Below are 24,420 nucleotides of genomic sequence, written 5' to 3' on the forward strand. Positions count from 1 at the left end.
CTTTAAATTCAATTTATTTTATTATAGGAAATAATATTTGTTAATTCTATCCAAAATATAGTACACTTTAAGACAATATTAGTGTTCTGGCAAAGGAGAGTTGTATGGTCTTATTTGAAAAACATGGAATGGAGGGGGAAGAATTCTTTCATTTTTTTCCTTTGAAGAATTATAGCTTTCCCCTTCATTTTCACCGAGCATATGAAATGATCTATGTTAATGATGGACAGCTATATGTATCCATTGATCAAAAAGAGTATCTTTTGAAGGAAAATGATCTGGTCTTTATCTTTATAAATCAAATGCATGAATTTAAGACCATCGATTACTCTAATATTACAATCATCCTTTTTTCGCCAGAGTTGATCGGCGACTTTTTTATGAATTTAAAAGGCTTAATTCCAAATGACAGTGCATTGCATTTGGAGAGAGCTATTGATTTTAGTAAGCTGAATTCAATCTATAGCCAGAAAAGTTTTTTATATGCTGTTTGTGCTGATCTGATAAATCAGAAATCGTTTACCCTAGTTAAGCAATCACCTCAGACAAAGGTGCTCTATAAGATGCTGCTTTATGTAGAGGAAAATTATTCTACTGATTGCACATTAAAAGACATTGCAAAATATCTGCAGTATGACTATCCTTATCTATCAAAGTTGTTTGTCCAACAAATGAACATCACCTTCACAGACTACTTAAATCATTTTCGGATTTCACAGGCATGCTATTTGCTGAAAAATTCCCAGCAGGCGATTGGTGAAGTTGCAATCAAGTGTGGTTATAACAATTTAAGAACCTTTCATCGTAACTTCAAGGAAATAACCAGGAGAGCGCCTAGAGAATATCGAGCAATGGACTAAAGAAGAACGGCATAAGCATAAGGTGAATGCGTTGAGCACTTTGTTGACCTTCAGCTTAAACTAGCTGGTGATTATGTTGAAAATATAATCATTAATTCTCAACAATCTTCAGATCATAATTTACGATCCTTCTAATCCAAAGTTTTGCTAGCAATAAATTAGAAAATCCATAAACGCAGCCATCCAATTACCAAGAATTTTTCTACATGACGCACACCATTTTAAATCGGTTATGTGAACAGGTGCGGCAATCCCTTGTCATCTAAAAGCCGTGATTTACGAGGGCTTATCAGAATATCTGGTGAGTGGTTTCAAAGGGTTCGTTTCCTGTCTGGTCACAGGGTAGAAGCTCACTCGGTTGTGATGCGCTCGGCAACAAAAACGATTCGATTCGTACACAGTATACATCACACAACAAATGTTTTCGGTACGTTCGCTGTGGCAGTATTCACTTCATTCTTAAGGGTCAAGTCGCCAAAACTTAAAAATAGCAAGTCTCTTGCAACTTAGAGACTTGCTATTTTGTGTTTTCGGTTCATTAAATTTTGTGAAAAAAAATAGTTCCAAAGTTATGAATTTTCTAAAAATTTATACTTTTAACAGCCGAAGGGCACTGCGGTTGGTACGTCATGTCGGAACGAGGAGATTGATTCAAAAAAATTGGTTGGTAAACTTGAGCTTTGAGTTAATAAAAAAATGTCGGATGACAAAAGCCATGTTGCATTAGGAGCCGCCTAAATGACGGCTTTTTTGTTTTAAGAAATCAAGTTCATGCTCCGAGCCAAGGACAAGAACTTGATTATTCCATTGCCGATTAGATATCTACCTATTTAATGCTCACTATACCGACCATCCAGTTGTCGCAGGAGCAGACGACCTCATTCTGGAGCGGTTGAAGCGAGGTTCGTTGACTGTCAAATAAGAAGCCCTTAGTGAGCTTTTTTTAGACAATTCTTTAATAGATAACCCAATTTATAAATTTATACTGTGCAGCTTTGAAAAAGCTCAATAAACTTCTGAGCTGCTGAAGAAAGGGGCAAGTCTTTTTTGATAGCAATACTTAAAAACCTTTTAGGTATGATTTCTTGGATGGGCACTATGAATAGCTGTTGTTGATCCAAATCGCTGCGAACAAAATCCTCGATTACACACGATATGCCCAAACCTTTTTTAGCAAACTCAATTAACAGTTCCATGGTACTCAGTTCTATTTTAGGTATTACTTTTAAGCCATATGAAGTGAAAAAGTTGTCAATATATTTTCTTGTATTAAGTCCTTTCTGCATGAGAATGATCGGGTAATTTACTACTAGTTCTTTTAAGAATATTGGTTTATCACATATTTCTTTAAATCTCTCACCTACTACAAAACAATCTTGTATTTCTATTTTTCCAATCACCGTCAGAGAATCTCTGCTTCCGTTCAGATTGATGATTCCTATGTCAACTTCGCCTGACTCTAGCTGCTTAATTGTAGAATGAGTAGATTGATCTTTGATATAAATCTCGATATTAGGGTAAGCCAAGGAGAATGTCTCTAGGTATTGCATCAAGAAGTTACTACAAGCTGTTGTGCTTACGGCTATTCTTAGTTGGCCAGCATCTAAATTCCTTAATTCCAAAAATTTTCTTTCAGCCGCCTGTAATAACTCATAGCTTTGTTCTACATATTGATATAATATCTCTCCTTCCGCAGTAAGGGACACTCCTTGTGCCCTTCTATGGAACAACTGTCCACCTAGCTTATTTTCAAGCAGTTTTATGGACTGACTAACTGCCGATTGTGATGTAAATAGTTCCTTTGCCGCATTAGACATACTTCCAGCTTTTACTGTGATATAGAAGATCTTATAGAGTTCATAATTAATATCCATATAAGTATTTAGTATACCTCCTATACTTATTATTAATTTTACTTATTATACTGCGTGAATTATACTCGGGTTGTCAATGATTAATCGATAAATTGAGAAGGTGATCAATCTAGTATTCCCATATTTAAGATATATTATTGACTCATCTGTAGGAGATATTCAATCTTCAGAATTTGAGAGGGGATAATACTGTGAGGCGGGATTACTTTTGCAATGGACACACTTGAAACCGTTCTTTTGGTATTTTCTTTTCTCGTGGTTCTAAAATCGGATAAACGATTTATTGAAGCACTTCGTTCAATTTCAGATTGGCTAATTGATCAAAGTAAGAGAAAGGGGAAAATACATGGCTATCATATTCATAATTTTCGCATTATTGGCAGGAATGGCCTTGCCTACACAATTTAGTGTTAATGCGCAGCTAAGGACAGTGGTGGGATCACCTATTGTTGCTTCGGCCATTTCTTTTACAGTAGGTGCCATCTCATTAATAATCATATCTTTTTTTGTAAAAGGATCGTTGTTCAAAAAAGAATGGTTTGAAGCTCCCTGGTGGATGTGGACAGGAGGACTACTGGGTGCTTTTTATGTATTGGCGACAACCATTCTCATGCCCAGAATAGGAGTAGCAGCTACGGTTGGATACGTTTTAGCTGGACAAATAATCGTGTCGGTGATCATTGATCATTTTGGATTAATTGGTGCTAGTATGCACACTTTGAATATTCCTCGATTATTGGGAGCTCTTTTGGTTATTGCAGGAGTCTTTATCGTACAAAAATTTTAAATACATTTGGGGGAAACGTACATGAGCAAAATAAGAAAAGACTTTCTGTGGGGAGGGGCTATTGCTGCTAATCAAGTAGAAGGTGCACATCGCAGGGATGGAAGAGGGTTAAGTACCGCTGATATTCAGCCGTTTATTCCAGGAGCTGATCCTATTGATCTACATTTTAATAACATGGATTCAGAAACATACGAAAAATACAAACATGGGACATACTATTTCCCTAAGCGCCAAGGAGTACATTTCTACGAACGATACCGTGAGTATATCGATGCGTTAGCAGACATGCATGTAAAAACGTTGCGGTTGTCTATTTCTTGGAGCAGGATTTTTCCGAATGGAGATGATACCGCTCCAAACGAGCAGGGTTTGGCCTTCTATGATCGATTATTTGAGTACATGAAAGAAAAAAATATTGAGCCAATCGTCACGATTTTCCATTATGAAATGCCTTTAAATTTGGTTGAGCAATATGGCGGTTGGACAAACCCGAAACTGATTGATTTCTTCGTGAAGTATGGGGAAACCGTCCTGCAAAGATATCATCAAACCGTTAAATATTGGATCATTATCAATCAAATTAACCTTGTCCACAAAGAGGCATTTGCCTCCCTTGGCATACTGAAAGATAAAGTTGATCATTACGAGCAGTCTCAGTTTCAAGCGGTTCATCACCAATTCGTAGCTTCTGCAAAGATTACTGAGTTTGGCCACAAGCTAAATCCATCCCTTCAAATGGGAATGATGTTGGCCGATACGTTAACCGCCCCTTATTCATGTGAACCTGCAGATGTCGAACTGAATTTCAGACGGAATCGAATGCAATATTTCTACAGCGATGTTCTGATTCGAGGAGAGTATCCAGAATATTCATTGACGTATTTCGAAGACCATGACATCCAGCTGGAAATTACGGAATCGGAGAAAGAGTTGCTTTGGAACAATACAGCCGATTTCCTTGCAGTCTCTTATTACTGGTCAAATACTGTTAAAGCTAGTGAGAATACGATGGACCCTAATTCTACCGTCAAAAATCCCCATTTGAAAGCGAATCGCTGGGGCTGGTCTATAAATGCTTCAGGATTATATCTCTGCATGTCTAAGTATTGGGACAGGTATCATGTTCCCATGATGGTGGCTGAAAATGGTCTTGGATTTAAAGATGTTTTAACAGCGGACAATAAAGTTCATGACGATTATCGCATCGAATACCACCAGGAGCATATTGCAGCACTGAAAGAGGCAATACATGAAGGGGCAGATGTTTTTGCCTATTGTACCTGGGCCCCTTTCGACATCATCAGTGCAGGTACTGCTGAAATGAGCAAAAGATATGGCTTTATTTATGTGGACTATGATGATGAAGGTAATGGAAATGGGCAATTCCATTATAAAGATAGTTTTTACTGGTATAAGCAAGTTATTGATACAAACGGCGAGGATCTTCATAGAACCACCAACGATTAGGATGAGAATCACTAAATGATGAAGGCACCCCCGGATCATTTTGTATCGTTTTTGTAATACGGTATGTGGAAAATGGTCCGGGCATTTATAATAGGGGGGACAACTATGAGTTATCAAAAATTGGCAAAGGATATTCTGGATGGCGTAGGAGGAAAAGAGAATGTAAATGCGGTGTGGCATTGTGCCACTAGATTGAGATTTAAATTAAATGATGTGAGTACTGCAGATACCAAAAAGATTGAAAACACAGATGGGGTCATTACCGTCGTCAATAGTGCCGGACAGTATCAGGTGGTTGTTGGTAATTCCGTTGCTCAAGTCTATGATGCACTAACATCATTACCTGGAATGGCATTACATGCTTCTAGCAACAATGAAAGCGCTTCAGAAAAAAGAACTGGGAAATTTAATCCTGTCAGTCAGTTGATGGATTTTGTTTCGGCCGTATTTACGCCATTTCTGGGAGCCTTGGCTGGATCCGGAATTTTGAAAGGCATTCTAGCTTTATTTACAACAATGAACTGGATATCGACTGACAGTGGTGCGTATAAAATATGGAATGCAGCAAGTGATGCCATTTTCTATTTTTTGCCGATTTTCTTGGCATTTACTGCGGCCAAGAAGCTTAAAGTCAACCCATTCGTAGCCGTTTCGTTAGCTGGTGCACTCATTCATCCGTCTTTAGTAGAGATCGTATCCAATTCACAAACGATTGATTTCTTTGGCATACCGATCATACCAATTACGTATACGGCGTCTGTGTTTCCCATTCTGTTGTCGATTTGGGGCCTCTCTTACTTGGAACCTTTGTTGAACAAATTCTTTCCGGAATCAATTCGTAATATGCTAACCCCTCTGGTTTCTCTAGTTATCATGTTGCCTCTAACTTTGGCTGTTATCGGCCCTCTAGGCACAAAGATCAGTGACCTGTTCGCCATGGTATTGTTAGCAATCTTTGGTTTCTCCCCATTACTTGCTGGGTTGGTTTTAGGAGCGTTCCATCAGTCGATTGTCATTTTCGGAGTCCATTGGGCGCTGATTACGCTGATGATAAACAATGTCGCTAATCAAGGATACGACCAATGGTTGCCAATTGTATGTGCAGCCGTACTTTCTCAAGCAGGTGCTGCTCTAGGCGTATTTTTGAAAACCAAGGATGCCAAAATCAAAGGCCTATCGGGTTCTGCAGCAATCACAGCCATTTTTGGTATCACTGAACCGGCAATTTACGGCGTAACCCTTAAATTAAAGCGTCCATTCTACTGTGCAATGATCGCTGCTGGTATTGGAGGTGCTGTCATTGGATCGTTTGAAGTACATGCATCCACATTTACATTTCCTAGCTTGTTGGCTATTCCAACTTATTTAGGCCAAGGTTTCATTGGAGAAGTCATCGGATTAATTATTGCATTCTTTGGAGCCGTCATTTTAACTTATTTCTTCGGTGTTTCGAATAAGAGTGTGACGAATTTGAGTGATCAAGCAAATCCAAACGAGGTTGTGGTACCTGTGAATGGCCAAATTGTTCCTTTAAGCAGTGTAAGCGATGAGGTGTTTGCTTCTGAAGCGATGGGTAAAGGAGCAGGGATTGTTCCAATTAGCGGAATTGTTACAGCTCCGGTAAACGGAACGGTAAGCAGCGTGTACAAAACCGGGCATGCGATTGGCATTGTATCTGATTCCGGTATAGAACTTTTGATTCATATCGGTATTAATACTGTGAAATTAAAGGGACAACACTTTAAACCATTGGTTAAGGAAAATGATAGAATTGGCATTGATGACAAATTAGTTGAGTTTAACTTGGAGCAAATTAAGGCTGCGGGTTATGATCCTACGGTAATGGTTATTGTTACGAATTCATTTAATTATGATCAAGTGCATGTGAATCTGGAGGATCCAAATTCAAAACAGTTATTACATGTGATTCCTGCAAAACCTAGCGTTTCATCTTCAAATTTGGTTTAACACAGGACAGCATGGATTTGATCTTGGAAGTAAATTGAAAAAACGTATAACAGCCAGCTATAGCTATTATAGCTGGCTGTTTTTAGTAGATAGTTCTGTTGCTAACGAAGAAAAGGATTAAGAAATTACGAATGCTTGGGTAGTTCAGCAAAGTATTGGACAATAAGGTCTCGAAATAGCCTTATCGACTTCGAGAGGTAATGAGTTTGCTTCTAGGACAATGTAATTCAAAGCCTCTAGAACACGTTCAGCACCAATTGCAAATGTGAACCACATCTGTTGTTCCTCCAACACTCATAACGAAAAATTTTAATGCAAACGTGCTTAGTAGTCTCCCCTTCGAAAAGGTATTAGCCGAATGGTGAACAGAATGTTTCTGTAGACTGAAGATCCTTTAGTATGAATTTCAAGTGTTCTCTAGCTGATTGATTCAATGGTTGTAAGGGCAAAGGAAGACTGGGACTTGAGATCAAGCCACTTATTTCTGCTGCTGCTGAAATAACGCGAAGGCTGCCATATTGACGAAATAACGACCAAAGCGGTTCAAGTAGCGCCGAGAGTTGTTTCGCTTCTTCAGCAAAACCGGACTGGGCCAAACGGGTCATTTTTTGGCACGCCCTTGGAAACAAACCACCAAGAACTGAGTACCATACTTCACAGCCTGCATCCAAGCCAGTGACTGCGGATGAGTCTCCACTTACTCCTATAGTTACATGGGGAGGAATGGCCGTTCGCAGTTTTCTAATGCGTGCCTTGGCTGCTTCAGGATCAGAAGGCACTCCAGAAATCTTGATAGAACGAACGTTAGGCAGCTCAGCAATCCGACCGTGCAACTCATCACTGAAATGAAAATGTGTAGTCCCCGGATTATCATATACGCAGAGCGGAATAGAGAGCGAGTTTGTCACCTGTTCATACAACGAATATACCTCTTCATTTGTTAATGCCTGGTAAGAAACAGGAGCTAACAGCACTGCGCTTGCTCCTGCTCTTTGTGCATCTTCCGCTAATCGAAGTACTTCAGAAGTACGAATCGCACTTATACTTGTCATCACGGGAATCCCCTCAGATGAATGGACAGCAAGTCGAAGCACACGTAAACGTTCTTCTCGATTAAGATATGCATAATTTCCAGTTGAACCCAATGCACCAATTGAGTCTACACCAGCTGCAACTAATCGTTGAATTAGTGTCACAAATGCTTTTTCGTTAATACCTGTCTCGTTAACTGGCGTGAGTGGAAAAGCAGATAATCCACAGAACATAAAGCTACACTCCTTTATTAATTGACCTTCAAAATACAAACACATTATAAAAATGAATTAGACACAATTAAAGTACCAATTGAGAGACAAATAACAGTACCAATTCTTCTAGAGAAACTTAAGATCGAAACAAAGAGATATGAGCATCAAGCTTCAGTATCAACTTGGATATTACATCTTTTAACAGATCAGGTTAGTTGAGAAAGATAAAAAGCATTCTATATAGAATGCTTTTTATCTTTCTCATGATTTAGTGATGTATGAGAGTGTGTTAATATGCGGTCAAGTACTTTTTCAGTAAGTGGCATAAAGTAATTGAGTATTAACCCCCCTAAACAAACGGTTAACAAAGTTCCAATGCCAATGGGGCCATTTAAAATGACTGCTATGATCAAGAATATAAGATAGATGAGTGTTCTCGAAAAAAATAGATTTGTTCTAGTTAATTCTTGTATGATTAATGTTAATCGGTCAACTGGAATTGGTGCAAAATTTGTCTGTAAATATGTTGCAGTTCCTAATCCTACAACAACTAAACCAATTCCAAAACAAACAACTTTGCTGTACCATAGTTCAGGTGCTATCAAATTGTGTAATAAAAAAAGCCACATATCAATACCAATACCCGTTATAAATGCTGTTAACAACCCCAAAACTTCAGGTCTTTGTCTTTTTAAAAGCGAATTACAACATATCAATATTATAGCTATTATGATTTCCCAACTTCCCACAGTAAGCCCCACATTTATGGACAGTCCTACCAAAAGTGCATCAAAAGGTGAAGTCCCAAGGTCTGATTGTATAGTGAACGAAATTCCAAGGGATAATATAAAAATTCCTAATACAAAAAAAATATATTTCACTTTACTCGACCTCTTTAATATATTTTTTTGTTGCAAATGCAATAAAAATAAGGTAAATTCAATATATATCATTTTTATTGCATTTGCAATAAAATAGGGGCAAAGGAGTTAACTATGAAGGAAGTGCTTCGTGAAATTGGAATGATCGCAAGGGCATTAGATTCTATAAGTAATATAGAATTTAAAGAATATGACCTTACAAAAGGGCAGTATTTGTACCTTGTGCGAATATGTGAAAACCCAGGAATCATTCAAGAAAAGTTAGCCGAGATGATAAAAGTAGATCGAACAACTGCATCTCGTGCTATAAAAAAACTTGTAATTAATGGCTTTATTGAAAAGAAAGAAGATAACCATAACCAAAAAATTAAAAAACTCTTTCCAACAGAGAAAGGGAACAATGTTTATCCTTTTATAAAAAGAGAAAATGATTATTCCAATAACATTGCATTAGAGGGATTTTCGGAAAGAGAAGTAGAAACCATTTTCAATCTTCTTCAAAGAGTAAGAGAAAATATAGGGGATGACTGGGAATTTGTAAAAAAGGGGAACAAAAGAAATTATTGATTTACATGAAGGAGAGATGCATTAAAGTGACTGTGAAAATAATAAAGTGCAGCCGTGAAGATTTACAAATACTCCAAGAAATAAGTATTGAAACATTCAACGATACTTTTAAAGATCAGAATTCACCTGAAAATATGAAAGCCTATTTGGAAAGAGCATTTAACTTTAAACAGTTGGAGGAGGAATTGTCCAACGTCTCTTCAGAAATCTTTTTCATCTATTTCAATGAAGAACTGGCTGGATATTTAAAGGTAAATATGAATGACGCCCAATCCGAAAAAATGGGTGATGAGTCGCTCGAAATTGAGAGGATTTATATAAAAAACAAATCTCAAAAACATGGGCTTGGTAAATATCTGCTAAATAAAGCTATGGAAATTGCGATTGAACATAATAAAAAGAAGATCTGGCTCGGTGTATGGGAAAAAAATGAAAACGCCATTGCTTTTTATAAGAAAATGGGGTTTGTTCAAACTGGCGCACACTCTTTTTATATGGGTGATGAAGAACAAATTGATTTCATAATGACCAAAACAATGATATAAGTTTAGGGTGATATACGAATTCTTATTAATTTTTATATTGTAATTTATTCACTAATGTGTATAATGTTAACTATAATTGAATTCAAAAATGTTTTCTAGGGTTCCGCGATGTAATATCGGCTGGTCCGAGAGAAAACTCACAGTCGTCGTACTGTGCCACGGAGGGATAAAAGCCTGGGAGAAAAACTGCTGTATGCAGTATTCTCTCAGGCTTTTTTTATTGCTGCTATAAATCCATACTACATTTGCAGCATTATCAAAAAGGAGGAAGCACAGAATGAACAAGACATGGTTATCTGTTGTAATTGCGGCATTATTTGAAGTTGGATGGGTCATCGGCCTGAAACATGCCAGCGGATGGTTAGAGTGGGGGGGCACTTTAGTTGGAATTTTAGTAAGTTTCATACTCATGATTATGGCTTCCCGTACGCTTCCGGTAGGTACGGTGTATGCAGTGTTTGTCGGGTTGGGAACGGCCGGCACTGTATTGGCAGAAATTTTGTTGTTTGATGCTGAGGTACAGGGATCTAAATTGTTGCTAATCGGGGTGCTTCTGCTCGGAGTTGTAGGGCTCAAAATACAGAGCAAAGAGAAGAAACAAGGAAAAGAGGTGCACTGACGTATGAACTGGGTATTTCTAATTTTGGCAGGCGTATTTGAGATGATGGGAGTTCTCATGATTAATAAGCTCCATAAAGATCGGAATTTCCTGTCTGCTTTTTACTTGCTTGCAGGCTTTGGATTGAGCTTCTTGTTTCTATCCCTGGCCATGGAAACACTACCCATGGGAACGGCCTACGCTGTCTGGACCGGTATTGGGGCTTCTGGCGGGGCCATATTGGGCATGATCTTTTACAGTGAACCGCGTAATACCGCGAGAATTCTGTTCATTGCGATGGTACTCGGTTCAGCAGTTGGCCTAAAGCTGGTAAGCTGATTAATGATGGAATTAGACATACTGGTCATCTTAGAACAGCAGCGAACTATCTGAATGCTTATGGGCTATCATTAAATTTAAAAATAGAAAGAAAAGACCAGCGTGCAGACAAAGTATCGATAAGAAATTTTGTCTGCATGTTTTTTTTGCATTTGCTTACCCTTCTATACTCTGATCTTTAGGATCGCCGCGTTGTGTTTTCAGTTTTAGAAAATGAAGAGTCATTTGAAGTTTCAGACGAATATCACCATCGCTTAGATCAATCTCGAAAAGCTCACGCATCCTGTTGATTCGATAGAACAAAGTATTTCTATGAATAAAAAGTGTTTTAGCAGCAATATTTGGAGTGTCCACATATTGAAGATAGGCTTCAAGGGTAGGTAGCAAACTTGTTTTGTGGGCATTGTCATAAGCAATTAACTTTTGGATAACTGGATGGCAGAAGTCAGCGAGATCGTTCTGTTCCGATATGATCTTTCCAATATGCTCGCAGAGATAGTCCTCATACATATATACTGGCTTGTTAGAATTAAGTTGGAAACCAATCTCGATGGCGGTTAGGCATTGCTTATAATATTTTCGCAAAAAGGTTAAATGACTAAAGCAGTCACTCAGCGAAGCAGTTAGGCCGTTTACTTGGAGAAATTCCAGAATTCGTTTGTCTTCAGCAATGATTTTACAGGATGAATCAACGAGGGAAATGAGAAATACAATACGTCCCTGATATACGATCCAACGGCTATCCGGAAGTAATTGGATCATATGCTGTGCAACCAACTGAACTTTCCCGTCAAAAAAGCCGTTCTTCAGGTCTGTCAAGGTCAGCACTCTCAGGTAAGGTGTAAGAGTCCATTCCAGATGAGCCAGTCGCATTGCGATGACATTAGCATCATTGAGCTCGCCTGTAAGCAGTTCGGAAAGCAAAAAACTATGCATCATTCCTTGATTGCAATTATAAAAGTCGTTCTTTTGCAATTCTACCGAAACTAGCTCACAAAGAAATTGTACGAGTTCAAAATCAATATCTGTAAATTTACGATCCAGTTCCATAACACTGACCTGCGCGAATTCTATACCATGTACGTACACAAAAGCTGTTATCCAACAGTCGTTGGTCTCGGGATCGCGTGAATAATAAGGAATAAGAGCCATACGGGTCAGTTCGTACAGATTGGATTTCTTCATGCTCTCAATATTACTGTCAAGAATATAACCCAAATTTCGCTGCTGTTCGATATCAGGTCGGCTGGGGATGGGGGCCTGACACATAGCGAGTAACTTATAGCCTGCGTCGACAATGATTACCGGATTACCAAAGATGCGGGAGGCCTCGTTTGTCAAGTATTGTAAACCTTTGTTTGAGTAAAGTGCGGATATCAGAGTGTGCATATGCTCAATGAGCCGATTCTCATGAGCAAGTATAGATGAAATCTTTCCCGAAAGATCCAGCAGATCCAGTCCATTTGGCAGAAGGGTAAGACAAGTATAAGAGTCTACAAGTGCATCACAATCCTGAATGCAGAAAAGAGGAGTGTCTGTAGGAAAGTCCTTTGGCAAATCCGAAAGCTTGCCTATATAAGCTGTGTCAGCCTGGAAAATGGAACTCAACCGCAGGATAGTAAATTCACTGATTTCTTTTGTTTGCATGGCCTCTTCGGGCAAGGAAAGATAACAGTCGCTAAGTTTTCTGATTATTTTTTGAATTTTCACGAGAGCAGCCTCCAAAAGCTTTTTAATCCTTGTGCAATATTACAAAACATCGTCACTATATTGGACCATATTTAAATTCCAGCACATGGGATATAACGTTTTTATTATATATACTGAAATTATTACACGCTGCAATAAATGACACTTTAATCAAAAAATGAGTAATATTGTTTAAAATCAGAACTCTGTGAGGGAATATTTTTGGAATTATGTGAGGAAATTTATGCGAAATTAGTGGAGAAAGCTGAAACTCTCGCATGGATTTGCTTCAGGATCTATGCCTAACAAATACAAATTGCAGGAGGATATTAATGAAAATTTTAGGGATCAGTTGCGGTAGAAGGATGAGTAATTCAGAAATCCTTGTGAAGGAAGCTCTGATGGGTGCTGAAGAGATAGGTGCCGAGGTAGAGCTTATACGTCTTAATGACCTGCAAATTAAACCTTGCACCGGTTGTAATGCTTGTGTAGTCAGCCTGCTTGAAAAGTGTGGCTCAGGAGATTGTGTGATAAAGAACGATGATTATGGATTTATTGAAGAAAAAATAATGGAATGCGACGGGTTAATTGTGAGCTCGCCATTTATGAGAAGAGTCCGAGTGGACTGTTGAAGACTCTGAATGACCGGATGGGCCCTTCCCATGATATTGCCTTCCGAATGATTGCCAAGAAGCAACGCGAAGAAAGAGGAATAACTACTGGTAAAGGCCCAGATGAAAGAAGCTTTAAGCAAAGAGTGGCTTCTCTTATAGCTGTAGGAGGGAGTGAGTGGGACACACTTGCACTGCCAATGCTCCATCTTTTCACGCTGCCGATGCAAATCAATGTTGTAGACAAAATGCTGGTCAATTGGGTTGGCTTGCCTGGATCAGTAGTCTTCAAGGAAAATGAATTGAACAGAGCTAGGCAATCTGGTCGTCATGTGGCTGAAACACTAATGAACCCGAATACGGAAGCGAAATATATTGGCGAATCTGGTTTATGTCCAATCTGTCATTCCAAACTCGTTGAAATCAGGAATCATGATGATAATTATCCTGCAATATGCGGAATTTGCGGTGTAAAGGGCACTTTGGAGGTTGAACAGGGCAAAGTTAAATTCAATGTCGCGGAAGAAGATAGAGCGCATTCTCATGTTCTAATCTCCGGGAAATTCGAGCATGCGGATGAATTATATAAAGTTTCATTAAAACCTAATTCCAAGGCTGGCGAGTTGCCTGAAAGATTAAAAAAATACAAAAACTATTTATCTTATTCCAGACCTGCTCGTAATTGATATTCCGGATAAAGTGCTTATTCTTTTTTTGAAAGGCTGAGAGCGAATTTGGCTGGTAAGATGCTTGCTGAAGTAGGCATGGTTGGAGCTGGTCTAAACGGCGTCAGTTTTTCATCTTATACACTCTTTTGGTTTATAGGACCTAAGATCATTAATGATTAATTTAGTTGTTGGGAAAACTTCAAAAAGTATCACTCTGGAATATCACTTAGTTATGTAAAGACCAGTCAGATGCAATAAGTTTCTGAACATAAATCCTTTGTTGCTGTAACTAACCGCATCACCTGGATCAATCCCTAAAAATTGACCTGACACTAATCGTTAAACTCCTTCGAAAAGATTCATCAGACTAGCTCCAATACGTGAACTAATCACCTACACAGTTCTTCAGGGACTTTCATGAGGCAGCCTTTTGAGGTGCTCGTTCTTGAGAATCCCCCGTTCGGGCGTGTACTTTCGTACAATTGACTTTGATTTAGAATTTGATCCATACTTCAGATGAACGGTTGTTCAAAAAAACATTGGAGGGATTTTTCATGCGTTTGGGAGGAAAAGTTGCGGTCATTACAGGCTCAGCATCAGGAATGGGGAAAGCAATTGCAGAATTATTTGCAAAAGAAGGCGCAAGTGTTATTGTTTCAGACCTGAACATTGAAGGAGCTGAATCGGTTGCAGCAGGAATTAAATCAGCTGGCGGAACCGCCGTCGCAGTAAAAACCAATGTTGCTGATTTAAATGATATTCATGCTATGATCGATACTGCTGTTAATGAATTCGGAACTCTCGATATTTTAGTTAACAATGCGGGCGTTATGGATAACATGGCGCCTGTAGGAGATGTGGACGACGAGACATGGGATTTTATATTCGATGTTAACACAAAAAGCGTTATGCGTTCGATTCGAAAAGTTATCCCGATCTTCCTGGATAAAGGGAATGGAGTGATTATAAATACGGCATCTACGGGCGGCTTCAGCGGCGCGCATGCGGGCGCTGCTTACACTGCCTCAAAGCATGCGGTAATCGGTATTACGAAAAACACGGGGTTCATGTATGCTCAAAAAGGTATCCGATGCAATGCCATTGCGCCAGGAGCGACAGCCACAAACATTACTTCAACGATTCATAACTTAAATGAGTTTGGCGCGTCCCGAACGAAGGTTACACAAGGCGTAATTCCTCGCGTAGGGCAGGCGGAAGAAATCGCAAAAGTAGCCCTTTTCCTGGCATCAGACGAATCGAGCTTTGTGAACGGGGCTGTTATAGCTGCAGACGCGGGTTGGACGGCAGGCTTCTAATCCACTGTTTAACGAGCACACATGCTTCAAAATATATAATCATCGAAGTAAGATCCTTGCAAGGTTAAAGTAATATTCAATTGAAAGAGATGTAATGTCAAAAATAATGTTATAAAATGACAGGAGCGTTGACACACGATCCCGTCATTTTTTAGTTATATTTAGATATCATTATCATGAATGTGAGCTGCATATCGTTTTTCTCGTTTTTTGCGATCGAATAAGGAAACACTAGTCACCGCAGATCCCCGAGATTTGCGCGAATATTATCTGAATACATACTACAAGGATGTCGAGGGACAAGAACAAGGTCCCATTGAAAGTCGCTATTTTATCGGCTTTTTTATTTTATCGGTACAGTTCTTGTCCCAAGCCAAGATAATCAATAAAAAACTTACAGTGAACAAACATCAGACGAGGAACATTGACATATGAAAAAAACCATTGGATTTATTGGAGTCGGTAATATTGGAAGTATGATTGCTTGTTTTGCAGTGGCTGCAGGATATGACGCTGTAGGGGATAGGGATGTAACCAATCGTAGTAAGAGGCGATTGATTACATCCCTATTTTTGGCGTGGAGAAATCAATGTGGTCATTAGTGACTTTTCTTCAGAATCATCTGAGGAAGCTCTAGCAACAATCTGTCCATCGTGAGCGGATCATCGAAATTGTACTTGTTCTCGGTAAGAATAATACGGTCGATGCTTTTCGAGTTCCAGTATGGTAACTGCATCAGTCTTCTGTATAACCGGATCGTACGGGGATCGTTATCCATGAGAATAAAATGGGTATCGGCTTCATAGCTACAGGCATGTTCCGGTCGCGTCAGTTGAAAAGGAATGCCTGCCCGGATTAGTTCCTTCACCTTCGGAGGAGGCTGCATGCCGTCAGGGTGGTATACAGTAACTGCAAAGCCTTTCATGCTCATGATGTAGAGATTGCCCTCAACGATGGAAAACACAGCTGCTGTTTGCTTAACATCCATATGCTTCGCCAGGCCTATCCACATTTGTTTACTTGCAGCGCGATGCCGATAAATCCATTGTTGTGCAAGCTTCTGCCGGTTCATTAGCTCTGCTGTTTGCATGATTCTTGAATAGACGTGTTCATAGCGATCGATGAGCACGGTTGGGGCAATGGATGCCAATTCTTCGATCCAATCTTGACGGAAACCAGAATGAATGATCAGGTCAGGAAGAAGCTTACGTATTTTGCCCGGTTCACCCAGTAATCCAATATCCTCAATACCATTGATGGAATCCCAGTACAGACCTCTTTTACCTATGATCTCCACATCTGCGCCTATCGGCGTGATACCCAAGGACAATAGATCGCCCAGCGAATAACCAACGGCAACGATCCGTTTGTAAGGAACCTCGGGCATGAGCACGGGAGATGAGCTGACTGAAGCAGCCTCCTCGTACTGGCGGGGAGTGATCCCTTCCGTTTGTCTAAACTTGCGCGCAAAGTAACTCTCATCCTTGAATCCCACGGCTTGGGCAATCTGTGCAATCGTGTCCTCGGTCTGTAACAACAGCCGCTTGGCGTGTTTCATACGAATATCCAACACGTAGTCCAACGGTTTTTTTCCTGTAATGGACTTGAATAAGGTACTGTATTGCCATTTAGCCACACCTGCGATGCTGTACAACTGGCGGGCCGTAATGTTTTGCTGATAGTGAGATTCGATATAAGTGACTGTATGCTTCACCGCTTGAATGTTATCGGATATTTCCGTATTCCGTCGAATGTTTTCCATCAGGAACAGGAGTAGTTCCTGCAACGCAATCTGCTGTTTCAATCTCGACTCTTCGGGGACGGGAGTGGGGCGCTTCAATGAGAGGTCGAGCGTTCCTGCCAAATCAAGTAACCTTGATTCGTCAGTAATGTTCATGCGCGTCTCGTACGGAATCATGGACAGTAATTCATTGGCTGGTTTCGACTCTCCAAGCCGGTATACACTGAACACGATGACGATGGCCGCCGCGGTATTCAGCTGCGTGGCGGACGATGAAGCCCCCAATGTTTCTTCGTGCGGATCGACGAATTGAATGCTGGCCTGCGCATCAGGTGCAAGCAGTAAGACATCGTTTTTTTCGGTCTGCACGAAATGCTTCCTCAAGTGCAACACACCGGATGTCGACTTAAACACGACGAGGCGATGCGCCCCAGGCGAGCTCGGGATAAGCTGTTTGCAGGACAGCCTGCGGAAAAGGCTCACGCTTTGAGGGATGTATATGTCGTATCCTTCATTCGGCAAAAAGGAAATTTCTTTTCCGTCAATTGTTGAACGTTCCATGTTGTGCTCCTTAACCAAATGTATTTTGAACCGCGGTTCCAAGCAAGACATGCATAGACAAGTCAATTGTCGCAAGCCCGGTTCTGTTTTTTGTGCTATAAAAAATCAGAAATATATCCATTGTTCAATCATACCAAACTCCTTAACATAAATTGAAGATGATTTTCATTCTCATTAATGTTTTAGGGGGCTTTACCATGCGAAAGAGAAAAATGTTCCAAGGCATACTTGTCATGCTATTTATGCTTCTGCTTGCTGTGACAGCGGCATGTTCCAAAAAAGAGGAGGCAGCACCATCTGCGTCAGCTAACGGGGAACAGGAAAGAGCTAAAGAAATAACGGTTTCATGGATGAGGGATTTGGGTCCATCTAATCCGCACGCGTACTATCCATCACAGCTGTTCTCACAATCCATGATTTACGAACCGCTGGTTGAGTACGGCGAAGGGGGAAAAATCAAGCCTCATTTGGCCACCAGTTGGGAGATTAGCGAGGACGGCAAAGAATATACTTTCCATCTTCGGGAGGACGTCCAATACTCGGACGGAACACCGTTCAACGCCGCTAGCGTCAAGCGTAACATAGACGCGATCCTGCAAAACAAGACGACGCATAGCTGGCTGGGAACGGCCAAATTGCTGGATCACCTCGAGCTTGTTGACGAGTACACCGTCAAGCTTGTCATGTCAGAGCCGTACTATCCGGTTTTGCAGGACTTAACGACCGTGCGTCCATTCCGCTTCTTGGCCGATGCAGGCTTCCCGGAAGGGGACAATACGCTGGAAAGCATTCAGTCTCCCATCGGCACGGGGCCATGGATGCTTGAAGAATACAAGCAGGATGAATACAGCGTATTCGTGAAAAACCCGAACTATTGGGGCGAACAGCCTGAACTGGACAAGATCACGGTCCGCATCATACCGGATGCCGAAACTCGGGTACTAGCCTTCGAGAAAGGCGATCTTGATCTCATTTTCGGAGAGGGTTCCATTAGCCTTGACGAATTCACGCGCCTGCAAAAGAACGATGCATTCGAAACGGAAGTATCGGGCCCGTTGGGCACGCGAAACTTAATCCTGAATACGCAGAATGAAAAGCTGACGGATATGCGAGTAAGGCTTGCATTGCATCACGGATTTGACAAGGCTGCGATGGTCAAAGGCATCACGTCTGACGTGGAACAGCCTGCGACGCAGATGCTAACGACCGATTATCCTTACGTTAGCCAGACGTTCCCTGGATTTGCATACGATGCCTCCAAAGCAGCAGCTTATCTGGACGAGGCAGGATGGAAGGTTCCGGCATCGGGCGGTACCAGGGAAAAGGATGGCGAGAAGCTGTCGTTTGAGCTGATGTACGATACAACTGACCGCATCCAGAAAGCGATGGGCGAGACACTTCAGGCCGAATGGGCTGGACTTGGCGTTGAACTTCAGTTGACGGGACTTGAGCTGACCGAACAGACCAAACGTTTCCGTGAGGGAGACTATGACATGAACTTTTGGTTCAACTCCGGAGTGCCTTACGATCCACATACATTGGTCAATGCGGTAGCGGAGCCTACCTTTGGCGTTGCAGAGGCACATCTCAATATTGAAGGCAAGGCAGAGCTTGACGAACAGATCAGGCAAGTACTGGCTTCCGTTGACGAGAAACAGAGACAAGAGCTTTATGATCAGATTTTACGAAAAGTTCAGGAAGAATCGGTTATTATACCCCTGTCCTATATTCGTCAATATAACGTATACCAGAAAACACTGGATAACGTTTCATTTCCGGAGAGCAGATGGGATCATCCATTTAATAGCATTCACCTAAAATAAAGAAAAGGAAGGGCCACTCATGGCAGGTTATATTTTTAGAAGAGCACTGACGCTGGTTCCACTCGTGCTGTTCGCCACCTTCGTAGCTTTTGTGCTAATGAGGCTCTCTCCGGTTGATCCGGCCGAGGCGTACTTCTCGGCAGCTCATATCAAGCCTAACGAGCAAATGCTACAGGAGAAGAGGGGAGAACTGGGGCTGGACGATCCCTTTATGTCTCAGTACGTTCAATCTGCTGTTCGCATGCTACAGCTAGACCTCGGGACGTCGTACCTGTCCTCCAAGTCTGTCTGGGGAGAGATTTGGCAACGGTTGCCCGCAACGTTGCAGTTGACGGGGAGCAGTATGTTGATCGCTTTCGTAGCTGTTGTCACACTAGGGTATCTCTCGGCCGTACACGCCGGGCGGTGGGTAGATTATGCGGTGCGCATTCTTTCCTACATCGGCGCATCCTTACCGCAATTCATGCTGGGTTACTTACTGATCTATCTGTTTGCCCTCCACGGGGACTTGCTTCCCGTGGAAGGAAAGGGCACATGGCAGCATTTGATTTTACCATCATTGACTCTCTCTTTGGCACTTGTGGCAACCTATGCCCGACTGTTTCGCGAGAGTATTCTGGAGCAGATGAAGCAGGCTTACGTGGACTATGCGCATACACGAGGACTAAAGCCGCGCAGCATCATGCTCAGACATGTGGTTCGACTGGCCATCCTCCCCATCATTACCGGATTCGGTATGAATCTGGGTAGGCTTATCACGGGAACGATTGTGGTAGAACGAGTATTCTCCTGGCCCGGTTTGGGGCGGTTTTTCGTGGAATCCATTTTCAACCGCGATTTACCAGTCATTCAGGGCTATGTTTTTTTTGCTGCATGTCTTTACTTATGTACAAGTCTCCTAACCGATCTTCTGCACATGGCTGCTGATCCGAGGCTTTCCTTGCAAGAAAGGAGCAGGTAGGAATATGAAATTGAAAAGTTTGTTTTTTGGCAAGCGGCTGGTCGTAGGCTTGTGCCTGTTCTTTTTGTGTGTTTGCGCAGTAACAGCTATCTTTGCTCCATGGATAGCTCCCCATGATCCGAATCAGATACGAATGGCTGACAAGCTCGTTCCATCCTCGGCTGAGCATTTACTGGGTACCGACCATTTGGGCAGGGATGTGTTGTCCAGACTCATCTATGGTGTCCGGAGTACGTTTGGACTGGTGTTGGGTGTCTTTTCCATATCTGTGCTGGTTGGTGTATCGATTGGCATGTTATCCGGTTACGTAGGCGGTTGGCTGGATCAGCTATTAATGCGGATTTGTGACGGCATGCTTGCATTTCCGAACCTCGTCCTTGTGCTTGGCATCGTTGGTATGCTTGGACCAGGGATATATCAGGTCATTATTGCACTGCTGCTGGTACAGTGGGTGTACTATGCACGTATGACCCGGGGTCTGGTGTTGCATCTGCGTTCCGAGCCGTATTTACTGGCTGCCCTCATTTGCGGTTCCAGCCGATTAGCGATCCTGAGAAGACACGTTTTCCCGCATATTTTCCCGCAAATTGTGGTGATCGGTACGCTAGAGATGGGGTGGGCCATCATGGATATTTCAGCTCTTTCCTTCCTGGGACTCGGCATTCAGCCGCCTACCGCGGAATGGGGAGCGATGATTAATGAAGGACGCGGCTATTTGCGCGAACACCCTTCCCTAATGCTATATCCGGGATTGTGTATTTTACTTGTAGTCACCGCGTTCAATGTACTGGGGGAGTCGCTCTCCCAACTGCTCGGCGTAAAGAAAGTGAAGGAGAGGAGCACCCGCAATGTTCGAAGAACATCACGTCAGATCGGCAACCCCTGAACCATTGCTTGCACTTCATAATGTCTGTGCCGATGTGATCGAAGACGGCGCTTCTCAACGATTGCTGCATGATGTTTCGTTTTCGTTGCAGCCTGGACGCGTCGTAGGTCTTGCAGGACAGAGTGGCAGCGGCAAAACGCTAACCTGCCGATCGATTCTTCAGCTACTCGATCCTGCCATCCGCATAAACGGCAGCATCAGACTGAGAGGTGATGAACTGAACGGCATGACTGAAGAGCAGTTACGCACCATTCGCGGAAATGATATTGGATATATTGTTCAAGATCCAATGAATGCACTGGTTTCTGTTCATACCATCGGAAGCCAGTTTGTCGAAACGATCCGCACACATGCCCGGTGTAGTAAAACGGATGCGTTGACACTGGCTGTGCAGGCACTTGAAAGTGTAAGGCTGCCTGATCCGCTGGAACTTCTCAAACGATATCCGTTCGAGCTTAGCGGAGGCATGCTGCAACGCGTGTTGATTGCGCTAACGATGTGTCTGTCACCCTCCATCGTCATTGCGGACGAGCCCACCACAGCCCTCGATACCATTAATCAATACCATGTATTGGAGGAACTAGAGAGACTGCGGATGAACCAGGACGTTGCCATCCTGCTTATTACGCATGATCTTGACGTCATCGCAGAGATGGCAGACGAGGTCATCGTGATGCATGAAGGACGGATCGTGGAACATAACGACGTATTATCCATATTCAATCGACCACAACATTCCTATACACAAGAATTGCTACGCAGTCGGTTGAATGAATGAACGGAGGGAAGAATAATGGCACTGCTAGAACTTTCTGGCGTCACTCACACGTATGATTCTGCGAACAACTCTTGGTGGAAATCGAAACAGAAGTTGCAGGGAGCTGTCGTGAAGGATATCTCCATGACGCTGGAGGCAGGACAATGCATCGGTTTGTTGGGGGGGAGCGGTGCAGGCAAGAGTACACTCGGCAAAATCATGCTTGGCTTGCAGCGCCCTCAACGGGGCTCAGTACTTGTTGATGGTAAGGATATGTATGCTTGCGACAATCGAACGAAGAAACAGTTACGGAAGCATGTACAGGCCGTATTTCAGGATTGTTATTCTTCGGTAAATCCCAAGATGACGGCAGCACAAATCATCGGGGAGCCCCTGGACAATTTCGAGCGACTAACGAATGGGGAAAAGGATTACCGTATCGGCGAAGCTTTGGACATCGTCGGACTACCTGCAAGTGCCATGAACAAGCTGCCAAGACAATTCAGCGGTGGACAACTACAGCGCATTAACATTGCACGCGCCATGATCTCCAGACCCAGCTTTATCGTGCTCGATGAAGCTGTCAGCAGCTTGGATATTGCCAACCAGGTACATATTATCGATGTTTTACGCGATTTAAAGAAACAACGGGATATGTCCTACGTATTCATCACGCACAACCTGAAGGCTGCTTTTGCACTATGTGACCGATGGACTGTATTAGATCAGGGTAGCTTATGCGGTAGCTTCTCGACGATAGCCGAGATGAAGGTATCCAGGGAACCAGCAGTTAAGCAGTTGTTAGACGCCTCATTATCCGGACATCCGGAGTTGGGTACAATTCGGAAGGATAGGCCTTTCTATGTTGACGCAGGGCAGCGTAAAGGCGCCTGGGCATGAATCGGAGCAAAGATTTGCCATACGCTCGCAACGGTGCATTTTCCCCCGTGTTGCTACGCCTATATACCCTCACTTTTTTGTTTTATAGTGCTAACGCCTTCGTTCAGATGATATTGCCTCTCTATACGCAAAGCATTGGCTATGGAAACGACAAGATCGGTATGATCGTGGGGATGTATTTGCTAGTTAGCATGCTGCTGCGACCATGGGCGGGAATCGTCGTTGAACGATTCGGGATTGCCCGCATTCTACGTTTTATTCTGGCGGGGCATCTGTTAGTTTTGCTATTGTTTGTATGGCAAGGCAACGTTTCTTACATTATTGTCCGGGGTTTGCAAGGCGCTGTCGCCGCATTCTTTTCGTTGACCGTGCAAATGGCTGTTATGGACCTGTTGCCCGAGCGTGACCGTGCTCAGGGATTATCTCTATACTTGTTGTTTGGTTTGCTACCCTCGGTTATGATGCCTGCACTGGGATGGATCGCCTGGGAAAAAGCTGGACTGAACGGATTTTACGCAGGACTTTTGGTTTTGGGCGCATTGACGCTCATCTCGGGCTATGGAACAGGAAGAGCCACGCAGCACATCAAAGCGGCAAAGCGTCCCGCGGAGCAAACGATAACCAAGCATGAAATAGATAGAAGCGCACGATCCACGCTCTGGAACCGTCACTTCATGCTAAGCAGCCTCGTGATGATGAGCGCAACGATTGGGTTTGGCGCGGTAACGGCGTTTCTTGCCTTGTATGTGATACAGACCGGAATCGGCAATGCGGGGGTGTTTTTTGCTATTCAATCGGGCGTGATCGTGACAGCAAGATTTGCTTTCCGTAAGAATCTGCCTTCGGACGGGAACTGGCATTCCGTATATGTCGGCATGCTGTTGGTTTCGCTCACGATAGGTCTGGCACTTGTAGCTTTTGCCCCAGTAACAGGTAATGCATGGATGCTGTACGGGGGCGGTGCGATGATCGGCTATGGCATAGCTAATGTGTATCCTGTGCTTGCCGCTTACCTGAGCATCACACTCGGAAAAGAACGTCGAAAAGTATGGATGGGGTTATTTATCTCCATGTCCGATTTTGGAACCGTGATTGGTAGTCTCGTTCTAGGCCTGGTGGCAGACTCCGCCGGTTACAGAGCCATCTTCTGGATTTCTGCCAGCGTTTCTCTCTGCGTTGCCTTGTTTGTTGCCTTGAGTAGCCGCTGGATGAAGGCCCAGCCGTAAGATTAAGAGAACATACACTTACCTGATCAAGAATCGAGTTTAGCATTGGCATCGTTGAGAGATGGCAAGCTGCCAGTCATCGGTGTAAGTTAGATATCGGGTAGGGCTTAAATCGTTCTTGGACGATTTAAGCCCTGTTTTGTTCGTC

At 42.5% G+C, this 24,420-nt stretch carries 23 protein-coding genes and 1 riboswitch; of the genes, 18 read left to right on the top strand and 5 right to left on the bottom strand.

Going from position 1 to position 24,420, the window contains the following annotated elements; all coding sequences use genetic code 11:
- Positions 1 to 104: 104 nt before the first annotated feature.
- Positions 105 to 860 (top strand): helix-turn-helix domain-containing protein, encoded by a 756-nt coding sequence (locus MKY24_RS12745; protein ID WP_053325454.1) that lies wholly within the window; start codon positions 105 to 107, stop codon positions 858 to 860.
- A gap of 980 nt (positions 861 to 1,840) precedes the next feature.
- On the opposite strand, the gene MKY24_RS12750 is transcribed toward MKY24_RS12745, so the two are convergent.
- Positions 1,841 to 2,734 carry a LysR family transcriptional regulator gene (locus MKY24_RS12750; protein ID WP_023988631.1) on the bottom strand — a complete coding sequence of 298 codons (894 nt, stop codon included), beginning with the start codon at positions 2,732 to 2,734 and terminating at the stop codon, positions 1,841 to 1,843.
- Between the two features lie 346 nt (positions 2,735 to 3,080).
- On the opposite strand from MKY24_RS12750, the gene MKY24_RS12755 reads away from it, so the two are divergent.
- The 3 genes from MKY24_RS12755 (at position 3,081) to MKY24_RS12765 (ending at position 6,956) form a co-directional block, all read left to right on the top strand.
- Positions 3,081 to 3,521, top strand: coding sequence for a DMT family transporter (locus tag MKY24_RS12755; RefSeq protein WP_023988632.1), 441 nt, complete (start codon positions 3,081 to 3,083; stop codon positions 3,519 to 3,521).
- Between the two features lie 21 nt (positions 3,522 to 3,542).
- Positions 3,543 to 4,988, top strand: coding sequence for a glycoside hydrolase family 1 protein (locus MKY24_RS12760; RefSeq protein WP_339202184.1), 1,446 nt, complete (start codon positions 3,543 to 3,545; stop codon positions 4,986 to 4,988).
- Positions 4,989 to 5,093: 105 nt separating this feature from the next.
- Complete coding sequence (locus tag MKY24_RS12765) at positions 5,094 to 6,956, top strand: beta-glucoside-specific PTS transporter subunit IIABC (protein ID WP_023988634.1); 1,863 nt, start codon at positions 5,094 to 5,096, stop codon at positions 6,954 to 6,956.
- Positions 6,957 to 7,306: 350 nt separating this feature from the next.
- On the opposite strand, the gene MKY24_RS12770 is transcribed toward MKY24_RS12765, so the two are convergent.
- The gene (locus MKY24_RS12770; RefSeq protein ID WP_339202186.1) at positions 7,307 to 8,221 is read right to left on the bottom strand and encodes a dihydrodipicolinate synthase family protein; all 915 of its coding nucleotides are present in this window, start codon (positions 8,219 to 8,221) and stop codon (positions 7,307 to 7,309) included.
- 218 nt (positions 8,222 to 8,439) lie between these two features.
- A complete protein-coding gene (locus MKY24_RS12775) occupies positions 8,440 to 9,084 on the bottom strand; it encodes a YitT family protein (protein ID WP_209942255.1) in 645 nt (214 codons plus the stop codon).
- Positions 9,085 to 9,198: 114 nt separating this feature from the next.
- Between MKY24_RS12775 and MKY24_RS12780 the strand changes: the two genes are divergently transcribed.
- From MKY24_RS12780 to MKY24_RS12795, 4 genes are all read left to right on the top strand, one after another.
- Positions 9,199 to 9,651, top strand: coding sequence for a MarR family winged helix-turn-helix transcriptional regulator (locus tag MKY24_RS12780; RefSeq protein ID WP_068938417.1), 453 nt, complete (start codon positions 9,199 to 9,201; stop codon positions 9,649 to 9,651).
- 26 nt (positions 9,652 to 9,677) lie between these two features.
- Entirely contained in the window at positions 9,678 to 10,196 is a 519-nt protein-coding gene (locus MKY24_RS12785; RefSeq protein ID WP_339202190.1) for a GNAT family N-acetyltransferase, read from the top strand.
- A gap of 84 nt (positions 10,197 to 10,280) precedes the next feature.
- Positions 10,281 to 10,379: riboswitch (guanidine-I (ykkC/yxkD leader) on the top strand.
- Positions 10,380 to 10,473: 94 nt separating this feature from the next.
- A complete protein-coding gene (locus tag MKY24_RS12790) occupies positions 10,474 to 10,815 on the top strand; it encodes an SMR family transporter (protein ID WP_023988640.1) in 342 nt (113 codons plus the stop codon).
- Between the two features lie 3 nt (positions 10,816 to 10,818).
- Complete coding sequence (locus MKY24_RS12795; protein ID WP_023988641.1) at positions 10,819 to 11,133, top strand: multidrug efflux SMR transporter; 315 nt, start codon at positions 10,819 to 10,821, stop codon at positions 11,131 to 11,133.
- A gap of 156 nt (positions 11,134 to 11,289) precedes the next feature.
- Here the strand turns inward: MKY24_RS12795 and MKY24_RS12800 are convergent, their stop codons facing one another.
- Positions 11,290 to 12,843 (bottom strand): helix-turn-helix domain-containing protein, encoded by a 1,554-nt coding sequence (locus tag MKY24_RS12800; protein ID WP_339202193.1) that lies wholly within the window; start codon positions 12,841 to 12,843, stop codon positions 11,290 to 11,292.
- Between the two features lie 311 nt (positions 12,844 to 13,154).
- Between MKY24_RS12800 and MKY24_RS12805 the strand changes: the two genes are divergently transcribed.
- From MKY24_RS12805 to MKY24_RS12820, 4 genes are all read left to right on the top strand, one after another.
- On the top strand, positions 13,155 to 13,454 hold the full coding sequence (locus MKY24_RS12805; RefSeq protein ID WP_339202195.1) for a flavodoxin family protein: 300 nt from the start codon (positions 13,155 to 13,157) through the stop codon (positions 13,452 to 13,454).
- A 47-nt stretch (positions 13,455 to 13,501) separates the two neighbouring features.
- The gene (locus tag MKY24_RS12810; protein WP_339202198.1) at positions 13,502 to 14,119 is read left to right on the top strand and encodes a hypothetical protein; all 618 of its coding nucleotides are present in this window, start codon (positions 13,502 to 13,504) and stop codon (positions 14,117 to 14,119) included.
- A gap of 536 nt (positions 14,120 to 14,655) precedes the next feature.
- Positions 14,656 to 15,417, top strand: a complete 762-nt coding sequence (locus MKY24_RS12815) for an SDR family oxidoreductase (RefSeq protein WP_028541265.1) — start codon at positions 14,656 to 14,658, stop codon at positions 15,415 to 15,417.
- A gap of 431 nt (positions 15,418 to 15,848) precedes the next feature.
- Positions 15,849 to 16,019, top strand: coding sequence for a hypothetical protein (locus MKY24_RS12820; RefSeq protein ID WP_155613676.1), 171 nt, complete (start codon positions 15,849 to 15,851; stop codon positions 16,017 to 16,019).
- Here the strand turns inward: MKY24_RS12820 and MKY24_RS12825 are convergent.
- Positions 16,016 to 17,719 (bottom strand): helix-turn-helix domain-containing protein, encoded by a 1,704-nt coding sequence (locus tag MKY24_RS12825; protein WP_068938413.1) that lies wholly within the window; start codon positions 17,717 to 17,719, stop codon positions 16,016 to 16,018. The genes MKY24_RS12820 and MKY24_RS12825 overlap by 4 nt on opposite strands.
- Before the next feature lie 197 nt (positions 17,720 to 17,916).
- Here MKY24_RS12825 and nikA point away from each other — a divergent pair, with 197 nt between their 5' ends.
- Genes nikA through MKY24_RS12855 form a run of 6 tightly spaced genes read left to right on the top strand, consistent with a single transcriptional unit; the run spans position 17,917 to position 24,272 of the window.
- Positions 17,917 to 19,542, top strand: a complete 1,626-nt coding sequence (gene nikA, locus MKY24_RS12830) for a nickel ABC transporter substrate-binding protein (protein ID WP_339202203.1) — start codon at positions 17,917 to 17,919, stop codon at positions 19,540 to 19,542.
- A 19-nt stretch (positions 19,543 to 19,561) separates the two neighbouring features.
- Complete coding sequence (locus tag MKY24_RS12835) at positions 19,562 to 20,503, top strand: ABC transporter permease subunit (protein WP_023988650.1); 942 nt, start codon at positions 19,562 to 19,564, stop codon at positions 20,501 to 20,503.
- A 4-nt stretch (positions 20,504 to 20,507) separates the two neighbouring features.
- Positions 20,508 to 21,389: a nickel transporter permease gene (nikC, locus tag MKY24_RS12840; protein ID WP_339202205.1), complete on the top strand. Its 882-nt coding sequence runs from the start codon at positions 20,508 to 20,510 to the stop codon at positions 21,387 to 21,389.
- Complete coding sequence (locus MKY24_RS12845; RefSeq protein WP_339202207.1) at positions 21,352 to 22,167, top strand: ABC transporter ATP-binding protein; 816 nt, start codon at positions 21,352 to 21,354, stop codon at positions 22,165 to 22,167. The genes nikC and MKY24_RS12845 overlap by 38 nt, the downstream gene beginning before the upstream one ends.
- Before the next feature lie 15 nt (positions 22,168 to 22,182).
- Entirely contained in the window at positions 22,183 to 23,046 is an 864-nt protein-coding gene (locus MKY24_RS12850) for an ABC transporter ATP-binding protein (protein WP_053325466.1), read from the top strand.
- Entirely contained in the window at positions 23,043 to 24,272 is a 1,230-nt protein-coding gene (locus MKY24_RS12855; protein WP_076265362.1) for an MFS transporter, read from the top strand. Before MKY24_RS12850 ends, MKY24_RS12855 begins: the two co-directional genes overlap by 4 nt.
- Positions 24,273 to 24,420 lie beyond the last annotated feature (148 nt).

The organism is Paenibacillus sp. FSL P2-0322 (genome assembly GCF_037975315.1).
In the GTDB taxonomy this organism is placed as follows: domain Bacteria; phylum Bacillota; class Bacilli; order Paenibacillales; family Paenibacillaceae; genus Paenibacillus; species Paenibacillus polymyxa_B.

Coding starts and splice junctions, on each gene's coding strand:
- MKY24_RS12745 (WP_053325454.1), top strand. CDS start 105: ATGGTCTTATTTGAAAAACATGGAATGGAGGGGGAAGAATTCTTTCAT.
- MKY24_RS12750 (WP_023988631.1), bottom strand. CDS start 2,734: ATGGATATTAATTATGAACTCTATAAGATCTTCTATATCACAGTAAAA.
- MKY24_RS12755 (WP_023988632.1), top strand. CDS start 3,081: ATGGCTATCATATTCATAATTTTCGCATTATTGGCAGGAATGGCCTTG.
- MKY24_RS12760 (WP_339202184.1), top strand. CDS start 3,543: ATGAGCAAAATAAGAAAAGACTTTCTGTGGGGAGGGGCTATTGCTGCT.
- MKY24_RS12765 (WP_023988634.1), top strand. CDS start 5,094: ATGAGTTATCAAAAATTGGCAAAGGATATTCTGGATGGCGTAGGAGGA.
- MKY24_RS12770 (WP_339202186.1), bottom strand. CDS start 8,221: ATGTTCTGTGGATTATCTGCTTTTCCACTCACGCCAGTTAACGAGACA.
- MKY24_RS12780 (WP_068938417.1), top strand. CDS start 9,199: ATGAAGGAAGTGCTTCGTGAAATTGGAATGATCGCAAGGGCATTAGAT.
- MKY24_RS12790 (WP_023988640.1), top strand. CDS start 10,474: ATGAACAAGACATGGTTATCTGTTGTAATTGCGGCATTATTTGAAGTT.
- MKY24_RS12795 (WP_023988641.1), top strand. CDS start 10,819: ATGAACTGGGTATTTCTAATTTTGGCAGGCGTATTTGAGATGATGGGA.
- MKY24_RS12805 (WP_339202195.1), top strand. CDS start 13,155: ATGAAAATTTTAGGGATCAGTTGCGGTAGAAGGATGAGTAATTCAGAA.
- MKY24_RS12810 (WP_339202198.1), top strand. CDS start 13,502: ATGATTGCCAAGAAGCAACGCGAAGAAAGAGGAATAACTACTGGTAAA.
- MKY24_RS12815 (WP_028541265.1), top strand. CDS start 14,656: ATGCGTTTGGGAGGAAAAGTTGCGGTCATTACAGGCTCAGCATCAGGA.
- MKY24_RS12820 (WP_155613676.1), top strand. CDS start 15,849: ATGAAAAAAACCATTGGATTTATTGGAGTCGGTAATATTGGAAGTATG.
- MKY24_RS12825 (WP_068938413.1), bottom strand. CDS start 17,719: ATGGAACGTTCAACAATTGACGGAAAAGAAATTTCCTTTTTGCCGAAT.
- nikA (WP_339202203.1), top strand. CDS start 17,917: ATGCGAAAGAGAAAAATGTTCCAAGGCATACTTGTCATGCTATTTATG.
- MKY24_RS12835 (WP_023988650.1), top strand. CDS start 19,562: ATGGCAGGTTATATTTTTAGAAGAGCACTGACGCTGGTTCCACTCGTG.
- nikC (WP_339202205.1), top strand. CDS start 20,508: ATGAAATTGAAAAGTTTGTTTTTTGGCAAGCGGCTGGTCGTAGGCTTG.
- MKY24_RS12845 (WP_339202207.1), top strand. CDS start 21,352: ATGTTCGAAGAACATCACGTCAGATCGGCAACCCCTGAACCATTGCTT.
- MKY24_RS12850 (WP_053325466.1), top strand. CDS start 22,183: ATGGCACTGCTAGAACTTTCTGGCGTCACTCACACGTATGATTCTGCG.
- MKY24_RS12855 (WP_076265362.1), top strand. CDS start 23,043: ATGAATCGGAGCAAAGATTTGCCATACGCTCGCAACGGTGCATTTTCC.